An 11,353-nucleotide genomic window follows, 5' to 3' on the forward strand; every position below is an offset into this window, starting at 1 on the left:
CTGCAAAATACCCCTTAACCTGCGGCGCTCATCCTCATCCTCGATCCTGCGCGATACCCCGACCTGCTCTTCCTGGGGCATGATCACCAGGTATCTTCCGGCGATGCCGATCTCCGCGGAAAGCCGCGGCCCTTTTGTGCCGAAGGATTCCTTGACCACCTGGACCAGGACTTCCTGGCCTTTTTTTATCCCCCGGAATATCTTGTCTTCCTTGGTCTGATTAGGCGCGGGTTTAGTCTGGGCCGGCTTATGTATCCCTAAAGACTCGCTGGCGGATTCCGCTTCCGAAAGGTATAAAAACCCTTTCTTGACCATACCGATGTCCACGAACGCCCCGTTTATCGAGGGAATGACCGCTTCGATCTTGCCCTTGTAAATATTGCCCACAATAGTCTTGTCCTGCGGACGCTCCACATAAAGCTCTTCCATCCTGCCGGCATTCACCACTACCACCCGCTTTTCCCGCGGGTCCACATTGATCAGTATCTCTTTAGACATTTTACCTTTCTTGTAATCCTCGGCCGTTTGTTTTAACCTACACGGCTTTCGTAATTTACCGATTTGACCTCTATCCCTTCAGGAAGCTGGCTCTGCAGCTTTTCCATAAAATCTTTTGGCAATATCCGGCTGGTCAAGGCCATAGAGGCCTCTTCAGCATCGCTGGACAATCCCAGTTTTAACGCACGCTTAACGCTGATCTTGGGATGCGGGCTGAACCCCTCGCTGATCTTCACCGGCAACTGCGCCCTGCGGCTGGCCCGGGTGAACAAACGCATCAGGTCAAGATGAGAGATATAGCGCATCATACCGTTCTTGCCGAACACGAAATCTATCTTATAAACCTGCTGATCCATGCCATTATGACTTATTTACGGCCTGTCTTGAATAAAAAAGGACTGCCATTAGTTTACACTATCCTTAGCGGATAAGCAAGCTTAATTAATAGCAGTCCTTTTGATCTTACTTTTTCAGCGGGTCTTTGCCGGTTTTGCTCACCGCGTCGACTTTAAACACCCCCTGCATGCGCTTCTCAAGTTCAGCAATCTCTTCAGGGGAGAATTCCTCATCCTTGATCACGTGGGCGGAAATGAATATCAACAGGTCAACCTTGGAATTATCCTCGGTCTCCCTGGTAAAAAGCTTGCCCAAAAACGGGATCTTGCTCAGAAAAGGCACGCCGATCACGCTTTTGCTCTTCACATCCTTGAGCAGGCCGCCGATGACTATAGTTTCGCCGTCTTTCATCAGCACCTGGGTCTGGGCCTCGCGCACATCGATGATCGGATAATCCACTTCCGTGGTTATGGCGGTGGTGGCGTCAGAACCGGCGATGTTCGTCGCGGTTACATGCGAAGAAGATGAAGTGACGCTGGGATGAATGATCATATTGATATACCCTTCTTCGCTGACCTGAGGGACAACGTTGAGCCTGATCCCGATCTCCTGGTAATAATCCAGGGTCTGGGTCTGGGTCGAGCCCTCGGTAGAGGTCCCGGCGGTAACGCTGGAAGACAATATCGGGGTATGATAACCCACCAGCATCGATGCCTCCTGGTTATCCAGGGTCAGGATGCGCGGTGCGGACAGGGTGTTAGCGTGCACATCCTCTTCCAGGGCGTGCACCAGGACAGAGAACTGCGTTCCGGAGAGCTTCCTGAACAAAAGGTTCATCCCGGTATTATAGGTGCCGGCAGTGCTGCCGACCGTGCTGCCTTTCGCCCCGAAATTAGAAGGCGATATCTGTGAAACAAGGGAATTTAGGCCCAGGGTAGACGTATCCTGGCCATTTGACTTACCTGTCGGAACACCGGTGATCGTGCTGGAGGTGGCGCCGCTTGAACCCGTGCCGTAATCAAAACCGATGTCCTTTAATTTATCCCGGTTAACCTCCATTATCCTGGCCTCGACCAGCACCTGTTTGGGCTTGCGGTCGATCTGCGGCAGGATCACGCTCTTGATCCGGTCCAGCACAGCGTCGGTGTCGGTGATAACGATGGTCTTGGACTTGATCGACGGCTCAATATCCATTTTTGTGGAAGTCACCGCGCCCGCGGCATTCCGCTCAATCGAGACTATTTCACTACGGGCGCTTCCGGCGTCTTCCTTTTCCAGGGCCCGGGCGGAGACCTCTTCCTTGCCGATCTTGAACGTGCCGAATTTCCAGCCTTTCTGTCCGCGGTTGTACAACACTGAAATCTTGCCGCGGTTGGAGATCATCGAGATCAATATGCGCATGGCGTCCTGTGCGTCCAGAAATTTCAAATTGATGATCTCAGTGCGCAATGGCTCGTCAGCCTGGATCTTGGACATATTCTCCAATTTAGTGACCAGTATAACATTTCCCTGCTTCTGATAGCCGAACCCGTTGCTTTTAAGGATCACGTCCATCGCCCTGTCCCAGGGAACCTCGACCAACTTGATGGTGATCGTTCCGATCACATCCGGGGTAGCCACGATATTGATCCCGGACTTCTGGGACATTATCTTGAGCACGTTATGGATATCCGCGTCCTTGAAATCCAGGGTAATATTATCCGTCTGGATCACTTTCTTTATCTCTTCGGCCGCTGCGAGGGCGGCAACAGGAGCCGGATCAGGCGCAGCCTCCTGGCTGTAACACGGGCTGAAAACGAAAAAAATAAAAAGCCAGAAACAAAGATTCACGCTCGTTCTGCCGAATGATAAAATGCCGGATCTCACGTCCCCTCCTTTTTTAGTCTTATCTCTTTATCTTGGTCATCTTTTCTAAAAGTCACGCTGCGCTCGCCGATACTGACCACCCGGGAGCCGTCAACCTCATCCAGTTCCTTGACCACCAAACCGTTGACTATGGCAAAAGAAACCCCCTCGGGGTCATACATTATCCCTTCCAGCTTGAGATGGGAATCCGTCCCCCGGGCCTCATCCGCCTCCAGCTTCTGGAACCTGCCGTCAGGCGTGACCAATTGAATGAACGGGTCGCGTTTGCCTGCCGGGTTATAAACAAAATCTTCCTGTCCGGCCGCTATCCCGGACGCGGGAAAGATCAAAGCGGATAAAAACAGGATAACCGGAATACCGCGTTTATTTTTTAACATAGGTTTTCAAAGTTAAGTTGACGTCCAAAAGCATCGGCCCATTCCCGGACCTGGACAGTTTTATCTCTTCGACGAACACCGGATGGTCGCTTTTTTCCAGGGCGTTCACGAAAGCACCGAGCTTATGGTACCTGGCATTAAGATTTAATTTCACGCGAAAGCCCAGCGCTTCCCCGGAGGGCAGTTTTTCCTTGCTCCTTGTCTCTTTTACCGGAGTGATCTGCATCACCTTGATATTATTCTCCTTGGCATACAGAGATATGGCCTCCATAAGCAGCGGGATATCTTCCTCTTTATACATCTTATACCCCGCCTTAGAGCCGCGGCTGTTCCCGGGGACAGCGGACTTGGCCAGGGTCAGCTCTTTATTTACGCCGGCGATGTCTTTCTTGAGCCGGGATACCTTTGCCCCGGCCTGCCCGGCATTCTGCAATTGCGCTTTTATTATGAACATACAGTCCAGAATAACGATCAGGCCGAAAGCGACAAAAACCGCGATCAACTTCTGTTTATCCTGCCGTATCTCCTGCAAAATATCGGCCACGCCTAACCCCTTTAAGTTATTTTTCTTTTAATGCCGCAACCAGTATAAAATCCGCCACTTCAAAAGTCCCGATATTTTTACGCTGGACGCTGCTTAACTCCAGGCTCTTGAAATCCCCGATAATATCCCGATCCTGTTTAAGATTAGACATAAATTTATTGATCAGATCAACCTCGTTCTTTTCAAGCGAAACAACTGTCCCGCGGATCGTCAGCTCTTTAGCGCTCAAGGATATCTCATTGAACCAGACGCCGTTGGGCAGATCAAGGCTGAGCTTATTCTGCAGCCTCGCCCAATCGACGCTTTTCGCGCCGAGCCCCCGGATCAGGTCCTCCTGCCGGGACGCCGACTCCCCTGCGTTTTTAACAGCGGTTATTTTTTCCCTTTGCGGTGCAAGGACCGACCATTTCTTGTTCAACGAAGATAATGATAACGAGCGGGTGAACTGGACCAGGCCAAGGTAGGCGTGCGCCAGTATAAGCGCTCCGGCTAAAAGCGGGATAAGATACAAAAACTGATCCAGCTGTCCGTTGGAGCCGGAACCCTTAGCTTTCATCTCATCTGGCAACAGATTTATTTCAATCATAGTTTTTACCGCCTTAACGCCAGGCCGATAGCCACGGCTAACTGGCCGGCCAGCGGCCGGACTTTGTCAGCCTCGAGGTCATCCGCCAGCTCGATCTTGCGCAACGGGTCCCAGTTTTCCACGCTTATAGCCAGCAAATTGGAAAGCATCTCCCTTAACCCGGGGTAAAGGCTTCCTCCGCCGCTAAGATAAATCTTTTCCACCGAGGTAACGCTGCGGCTTTCATAGTAATCAAAGGACGTGCGCACCTCCTGAGCCAGCTTTGCCAGGACCGGCTCGCCGATCGAGAGTATTTTATCGGCCTGGGCGTTATCCTTAGCGGTCTTCATCCCCTCCGCCTCTTTAAAACTTACGCTCAAGGTATCCGCTATCTTCTGGGTAAAATTATTTCCGCCGATATTTATGTCCCGGCTAAGCGACGGCATACCCGCCTCTAATATGTTGAGGTTACAGGTCACAGAACCGATATTCAAAAGCGCGATGGTCTTGCCGGCAACCGCCCCGTCATCGGAGTAGTTAAAATTAAAGGCATTGACAAGCGCCAGTGAATCTATATCTGCTATGGCGATGTCAAACCCGGCGTCCTTAAGGAGTTTCAGCCGCTGATTAAGGAAATCTTTTTTCACCGCGGCCAGAAGAACGCGCATCTTATTCTCCGGAAGGCTGTCTTGAAGGATATATCCGTCGATATTGACGTCGGCCAGGGGAAACGGGATATGCTTCTGGGCCTCGAATTTCAACGCCTGTTTCAATTCCGCGGCATTCATCTTCGGGAAATCCACATAGCGGATTATCGCTTGCTGGCCGGAGACCGATATATTCACCACCTTGACCCCGCAGGACTGGCAGACCTTTTTTAACGCATCCTCCGGTCCGATATTATTCTCCTCAAGGCCGTATGCGCACAACTGGACTTTAGCCCCGTCGGCCGAGAATTTAAGCTTGGCCATCTTCAGGGTAGAGACGCCCAGGTTCAAACCCACGGATAACTTATCCGCCTGAAAAACGTCCTTTAATTTAAGGATATCGGCGATATTCACTGTAATAAAGCCCCTCCAGGCAAAGTATGGATGTTGGTATCCGGCTCATCCCCGGAAACTGCCGGAGTGCTTTTCTTGGCAGGCTCAACCGTCTTTTTCACCGGCGTTACTTTGCGCGCATATCCAGCGGCAGCCCCGGAATTGGCGCTTTTGCGCTCATAGCGGGCGATAAAAATGTTGACCAAAAAAACCACCGCCATCAGAATGAAAGAGCCCAGCACCACTATCTCTATTTTTTTCTTATCCATATCAGCCTTCTTTCTGGCGCCATACGGTTTTCTTATACAAGGCGTCGGTTGGTTCTATAAAAGTAGTGAAGCTGGTCATATACGGAAAATAAGGCGGCGTGGTCCCGTTCTGCACGCGGGGGTCATAGACGAAATTCCGGCCGTAGCCGGAAAGCGCAGACCCTCCGGCGAATGTGCCGAACGGACCGTAATAATCGGTGATCACACCTCCCAACAAAATCGCCGTGCCCCTGGGAGAGCCGGACTGATAGTTATCCACGGTAAATATCCCGTGCTGGGCCATAATAATAGCGTGGATATTGACATTATCAGGCGCGGTAGTGCCGATGCTTACATTGCCTTCCCAGGAAATGATCCCCAGCATATTTTGATAGTCGTCGGCGTTCAGGGGGCTGGCGGTATAACTCTGGTAAGTGATATTATCCTTGATCACCACATTCCTGCGGCTGGCCACGGTCATCCGGGTAGCGCTCTGGACCACACCGGAAATCCCGGCGATATCGTCATCAACGTAAATAAGGATGCCTTCATCACCGGCGCCGTTGGGGATCCCGGGATAGGTGTTCGTGCCGTTGACCGGGTCGGCAAAGGTGGTCTGGTTATTGGCCAGGTCCACTGTTACCACGTAAGTATTTGAGTCGCGCACAATTGTATATTGCGGGTTATTGCCGGCGTCAACGCCAAGGGTGATCACCGGGTTATCGGAACTCGTCCCCAGGCTGCCGTTTACATATATGCCGCCGACGACATTATTGCTTGCGTCCAAAGGCACAAACACCCCGCTGCCCAGGTTTTGCCCGGCAGTCGCCTCATCTTCCAGGTCCTGCTGGTTAAGCGAAGATTCCAGATTGATAATGCTTTCCCCGCGATAAAAAGTTTCCCCCGCAGGCGTGGAGAACTGGGGCACGTCGATCTCCCCGTTGCAATAATCATCCAGATAAAGGATGTTGTGCCCGTCATTGTAAAAACGGGCGGTATTCTTATGCTGGGAGACTGCGTCGGTAAAAGAAGCCGACGGGTTGCTGGCGAAGCTAAAACGGTCATTGGTATGCACCGGGCCGCTGAAATTCGTATTGGATGTGAACCAAACCGTAGTACCGGTGCCGGTCGTATGATGGTTGGTGAACAAAGCGAACTTGGCGAAATTATCCCGGCGGACCACCAGGGTAAAATCATTGGGGGCCAGAACTACGGTCTTTTCCAGGGCAGGCGTATAACGGGTTATCCGGCCTTTTGACTCTATTTCATAGGTATAATAAAAATAAAATAGCTCGTTACTCAGATCCATCGAAGGCGCAGCCGCTGAGGTAATAGTGATCGTGGTCTGCTCGAAATCGCCATCCACGTCGGAATTAAGGATTACCGGGGTTATGGTCAAGGTAGCCTTATTCCCGGACACGGTAAATTGCGGCTCTCCCGAGGCATAAGCGTAATCCCGGATAAAGCCCAGAGAATTGGATGCATAAGCGTTCACAGTGGACGCGTTCTGGATGGCCTCAACTTTAAGGCGCAGATCAGTCCCTATTCTTTTACGCAGTTCAGCCATAGCCTGGTTAACCCCGGCCTCAGCCAGGTTCAGGGATTGTCCGGCTAATCTGTCGGTATCCGAGCTGCGTTTCTCCACGACTAAACTGCTCAAATAAACTCCGGCGAGCACGGAGACCACAGTCATCACCACCGCGGAGACCAAAAGCAATATCCCTTTTTTACCGCGCATTAAAACTCTCCTTCTTCCGGCTCGATCACTTCAGTATCGTTCGCCAGCGTTATATTCATATTGCGCAAAGCCACATCCGAAACAAGTTCGAACTCGTTATCTTCTTTGGTGACGACCTCAACCCTGACCACCGGGCAGGCCGCGTTAACCGCCGTGCAATTATAGGTCGAGCAATCCGGGCACGCCCCGCCGAAACGGATGGATTCGGTGGCGTTCGAAATAATCTCCTCCGGGTCGCTTCCGGACTTCCGGAGCAGTTTACGGACGTCGGTTGTGTCTATTTTGTACGTTATTTTTGTAAGGCCGGTTATGGTGCTGTCGGTCTCGTTATAAAAAACCGGCTGATAAAAATCTATCCGGGTATAATTCTCGGATATGGCCACCGGATATTCCGTGCCGCTTATATCCCAGTTCGGGTTGGACCGGCGCAGGTCGTTGACCACCCCGGAGATCACCCTGCGCGCCTCCTGCTGTTCGTTTAATTTATTCTGGCCCTTGCTCCAATACAGGTCCGCATTAGTCAACACCGCCAGCAAAGCCAGGAATAAAACCGAGAACAACGCCACGACCACCAGCACTTCGATCAGGGTAAACCCGCTGTTCTTTTCGGTCATTTTAATTCGTGAAATCGGTAAAAAGCGTCACTAATTCAGCCGGCGAATCCAGCCGGTCATTATCGTTCTGGTCTTCTGTGGAATCCAGCCCGCCGTTAAAATTCGCGTCCTCGCCGATCAACCTTTCGCGGGCGGTAAAAGAAAATATCAGCCTGGCCTCTTTCAGGTCCGGATACGAGGTGTTCGTTATCTCGATAACCCCCCGGGACCGGCTGGTATTGAACCCGCTTATATTGAACTGTGCCCCGTTAGCCGCCGTCAAGTTATCCCACCCGGCCGCCTTCAGCTTCTCCATCTCCATTTGCAGGCCGTTCGCCGCCAGGGTAAAGTCGCGCGACAAGTCGGTCAGGGTGAACAGATTTATATACGTGAGCAGCAGGCCCGACAGGCACATCGCCATTATTGTCGCCGCCAGTAATACCTCGATAAGCGTGAACCCGCTGTTAGCCGCGCGCTTGCGCATCTCACTCTCTCTTGTTGCATTCCTCCAGGGAGATCGTCCCTCCGGTGGTAATGATATAAGTGTTCCTGCCGGTCAAATTGCATCTCCAGGGTATGGCGGAATAAGTATAACCGCCGGGATCAAAACGGATAAAACTGTAATTATACCCCCTGGCATAGGAAAGCTTGACGTAAACTTTATCGATATACGGCGGATCCGCCTCCACCAAAGCTTCCAGGGATTTAGGGAACCCGCCTTTATGGTCGTTGGCGAAATTCTCCATAGCAGTGGAAACGAGTTTCAGCGTTTCCTGGGCATAGGCCTCGTTCTGGCTGATATTGAAGTTGATCAGCCGCTCTGTGGCAAAACGCAGGACCAGCGCGGTCAACGCCACAATGATCATTATGGTGACAAAACTGCGGCCTTTTTTATCGCTCATTATATTCATTCGCTTAAATAAATACCCGCACCTATGAATAGGTGCGGGTATTTACCTTACAATTCAACTTTCATCTTTATTCAATCGGAGTTGAGGCTGCTGTAGCTGTAGCGTTCGAGAACCGAATAACCCCCGATGTATCGACGAAGAAATACCGGTTTCCCGATGTGCCGACGCTCTGAGGATCAGCGGTCGCTTCGAAACCCGTGCTCGTTCCGGTCAGGGTGAAATTATACCCCTGCTTGCTCCCGCCGCCCAGGACTGAATCAATATAAGGCGGAGTAGCGGTACTGAGAACGGTCAGGTTTGTCGGATACGCTGTATTCGACGCCCTGTAAGTGTGCGCTGCCGTTGCGACTGTCTTTAACGCCGCGATAGCCGCGGATTCATTCGCCGCCAACTTAGCCCTCAAAAGGTTAGGTATGGCGATAGCTGCGAGCAACGCGATGATGGCTACAACGATCATAATTTCGACTAGAGTAAAGCCTTTACGTTTCATAGCTTGTTTCCTCCTTTCTAAGGTATGATTGCGTTTTCCTGCTGTTTCCTTAACCCCTTCAGCTCTAAACAGATAAAATAAAATCCACACATTTTCAGGGTTATCTTGACAGCGTTGCCACCTTTGTTCTTTTATATCACCTCCTTCCGGCTTTGTCAAGTAAAATCTGTTTAGTTGCAAGGGGTTATGATACAAATCCCAGCCGTTAAAACAAAAAAGCCTTGAGGCAAAACTCAAGGCTTATACATTGGTTTCACCCCTTTGGCAGCCAGGCTATGCGATCCCCATTATCAGGATCGTACCCTTTAGCTTTGCGTCCCAGGATTACTCCTGGTTTGCTAGTATCAGTAGGCTTTGATTAAATATAACACATGAAACCGGTTTTGTAAAGGGGACGGTTCCTCTTCTCCTAACCCGCTACTCCACAACAAATTACAACAAGGCATTTGTCAAATCAATAAGTTTATCGGTGACAGTCTCGCCGGTGATCATTTCGCGGTACTCACTTTGCCTGGACAAGCAATTATTTCCCAGTCCAAGATAAAACGGATCGTCATCAACAAGCATATCGCGAAAACCCATACTATAATATCGATAACTGGAATACGGATATGCCTCAGGAGTATCCACCATATTAGCGCGGACCGGATTTAACTCTATGTATTTGCCGCACTGGATAAAATACGCGTCATCATCGATCAATTTACTTTTAAAACGCCCCTGCCAAAGATGGCCGACATAGGTAAATTTTTTGCGGTAATGATAAAAATATCTCAGGTTCGCGCGTTTCATAAATTCGGAGAGGTCACTTTTATCCGTGATACCGACCAGAAAATGCACGTGATTAGGCATGAAACAATAATGAAAGATGCGCACTGATTCTTCATACTTCAATTTCAGCAGCAACCGGTAATAAATTTTGTAATCGCACGGCCGGAAAAACAATTTACGATGATTGTTTCCCCGGCTGATCACATGCAAAAAACCGACTTCCGGAAACGCACGCGCGCCCCTGGGCATTTTATCCTCCTCTTCTACATTAATAGACGAGAAATCGAGGAAAATCTAACATAAATTTTTTATTTGACAAATGGCTTGTTGTAACTTGAGGTGAGACAAACGGTAAGACAACGAGGAACCGTCCCCTATTGGGCGCCGGCTTTGGGCTTATTGTAGCTATGGTCGATGCTTATAGCGGTTTCAGGGAAGGCCTTGAGAGTAAAGACGAACCAGATAGAAGTCCCCTGGCCTCTTTCCTGGTTCCAGATAACATTCAGGTCCCAGCAATGCAGATCGCGGGTAATGCGGTATTCATGCTCATAAAAACCCCGGGTCAAAGTTGAGCCGCGGCTGAATTGATACCGGTGATACATCCCGACCTTCCATTTCGGGCTCAAACGCCAGTCAGTATTAAAGGTCAACTCGTCCCCGCCTTTGTGCTGATAACGCTGGCCGATGCTTACTGCCCGCTCCGGAGCGATGTTAAAAGTCCAATCATAGTTCGCATTGGAGAAACGATTATAGTTATCAGAATCCCTGGCGCCGGTATGGGTATAGGTGGCGTCGGAATCAAAGGTAACCCAGGAATAAGGCCGCAACTCCAGATTGAACACCGTATCACCTAAGCTGCTCCCCATTTCGCCGTGTGGCTTGTAATTATAAATGCTGTCGATCTTGAAATCCGCGAAATCCACGCTTTTTCCTTCGCGTTTGGTCTGAAATTTATTATCCAAGGATAAGGTCGCGGAATTGCTTCCGGCCAAGGTATCCACTGAATCGATCTGCTTTAACTTCGAGGCGGCGATTGTCGGCCGATGGTTATAGGCGTAGCCCACGCTGGGGGTAATGATATGCCTTATCCCGTTGATATCCATACCCAGTAAATCCGAATTTATGTCAAACAAACGGTAGAACTTGGTGCTCAAGTCAACCCCGGTCATAAACATAGTCCGCGGAGAATCCGCCAGAGCCCCGTTGTTAACATCCTTATCGTAAACGGTATTGCGCAAGCCCACGAACGGCGAGGCGTTGATAAAAGCCAGCCGCATCGGCATGATCACTTTATTGGTGGTATCCAAACGGAGCATATTGATATCATTTGCCGCATCCGACGGAACAGCGTACTTGTAATTATAATTCCCCGCTGA

At 50.4% G+C, this 11,353-nt stretch carries 14 protein-coding genes, 1 pseudogene and 1 riboswitch; all 15 genes and pseudogenes read right to left on the minus strand.

The features are described 5' to 3' along the window. Positions 1 to 498 (minus strand): ribonuclease E/G (locus M0R35_06880; GenBank protein MCK9595380.1); only part of this gene is annotated, 498 nt, incomplete at its 3' end. Between the two features lie 32 nt (positions 499 to 530). Next, complete coding sequence (locus M0R35_06885) at positions 531 to 854, minus strand: TIGR03936 family radical SAM-associated protein (GenBank protein ID MCK9595381.1); 324 nt, start codon at positions 852 to 854, stop codon at positions 531 to 533. Between the two features lie 106 nt (positions 855 to 960). After that, positions 961 to 2,700, minus strand: coding sequence for a secretin and TonB N-terminal domain-containing protein (locus tag M0R35_06890; GenBank protein MCK9595382.1), 1,740 nt, complete (start codon positions 2,698 to 2,700; stop codon positions 961 to 963). Beyond that, a complete protein-coding gene (locus M0R35_06895; GenBank protein MCK9595383.1) occupies positions 2,697 to 3,077 on the minus strand; it encodes a hypothetical protein in 381 nt (126 codons plus the stop codon). The genes M0R35_06890 and M0R35_06895 overlap by 4 nt, the downstream gene beginning before the upstream one ends. After that, a complete protein-coding gene (locus M0R35_06900; protein MCK9595384.1) occupies positions 3,064 to 3,621 on the minus strand; it encodes a type 4a pilus biogenesis protein PilO in 558 nt (185 codons plus the stop codon). Before M0R35_06900 ends, M0R35_06895 begins: the two co-directional genes overlap by 14 nt. A gap of 16 nt (positions 3,622 to 3,637) precedes the next feature. Beyond that, positions 3,638 to 4,207 (minus strand): PilN domain-containing protein, encoded by a 570-nt coding sequence (locus tag M0R35_06905; GenBank protein ID MCK9595385.1) that lies wholly within the window; start codon positions 4,205 to 4,207, stop codon positions 3,638 to 3,640. A gap of 5 nt (positions 4,208 to 4,212) precedes the next feature. Continuing rightward, a complete protein-coding gene (locus M0R35_06910) occupies positions 4,213 to 5,247 on the minus strand; it encodes a pilus assembly protein PilM (protein ID MCK9595386.1) in 1,035 nt (344 codons plus the stop codon). After that, positions 5,244 to 5,495, minus strand: coding sequence for a hypothetical protein (locus M0R35_06915; protein MCK9595387.1), 252 nt, complete (start codon positions 5,493 to 5,495; stop codon positions 5,244 to 5,246). Before M0R35_06915 ends, M0R35_06910 begins: the two co-directional genes overlap by 4 nt. 1 nt (position 5,496) lies before the next feature. Beyond that, positions 5,497 to 7,212 (minus strand): DUF4900 domain-containing protein, encoded by a 1,716-nt coding sequence (locus M0R35_06920; GenBank protein MCK9595388.1) that lies wholly within the window; start codon positions 7,210 to 7,212, stop codon positions 5,497 to 5,499. After that, a complete protein-coding gene (locus tag M0R35_06925) occupies positions 7,212 to 7,826 on the minus strand; it encodes a type II secretion system GspH family protein (GenBank protein MCK9595389.1) in 615 nt (204 codons plus the stop codon). Before M0R35_06925 ends, M0R35_06920 begins: the two co-directional genes overlap by 1 nt. 1 nt (position 7,827) lies before the next feature. Further along, a complete protein-coding gene (locus M0R35_06930) occupies positions 7,828 to 8,289 on the minus strand; it encodes a prepilin-type N-terminal cleavage/methylation domain-containing protein (protein MCK9595390.1) in 462 nt (153 codons plus the stop codon). Position 8,290: 1 nt separating this feature from the next. Beyond that, a complete protein-coding gene (locus tag M0R35_06935; GenBank protein MCK9595391.1) occupies positions 8,291 to 8,707 on the minus strand; it encodes a hypothetical protein in 417 nt (138 codons plus the stop codon). 418 nt (positions 8,708 to 9,125) lie between these two features. Then, positions 9,126 to 9,206: pseudogene (locus tag M0R35_06940) on the minus strand (prepilin-type N-terminal cleavage/methylation domain-containing protein). Positions 9,207 to 9,466: 260 nt separating this feature from the next. Then, positions 9,467 to 9,556, minus strand: a riboswitch (cyclic di-GMP riboswitch). A gap of 82 nt (positions 9,557 to 9,638) precedes the next feature. Further along, positions 9,639 to 10,226: a transposase gene (locus M0R35_06945; GenBank protein MCK9595392.1), complete on the minus strand. Its 588-nt coding sequence runs from the start codon at positions 10,224 to 10,226 to the stop codon at positions 9,639 to 9,641. Between the two features lie 125 nt (positions 10,227 to 10,351). Beyond that, on the minus strand, positions 10,352 to 11,353 hold a 1,002-nt coding region (locus tag M0R35_06950), incomplete at its 5' end, for a hypothetical protein (protein ID MCK9595393.1).

It is taken from the genome of Candidatus Omnitrophota bacterium (assembly GCA_023227985.1).
In the GTDB taxonomy this organism is placed as follows: domain Bacteria; phylum Omnitrophota; class Gorgyraeia; order Gygaellales; family Profunditerraquicolaceae; genus JALOCB01.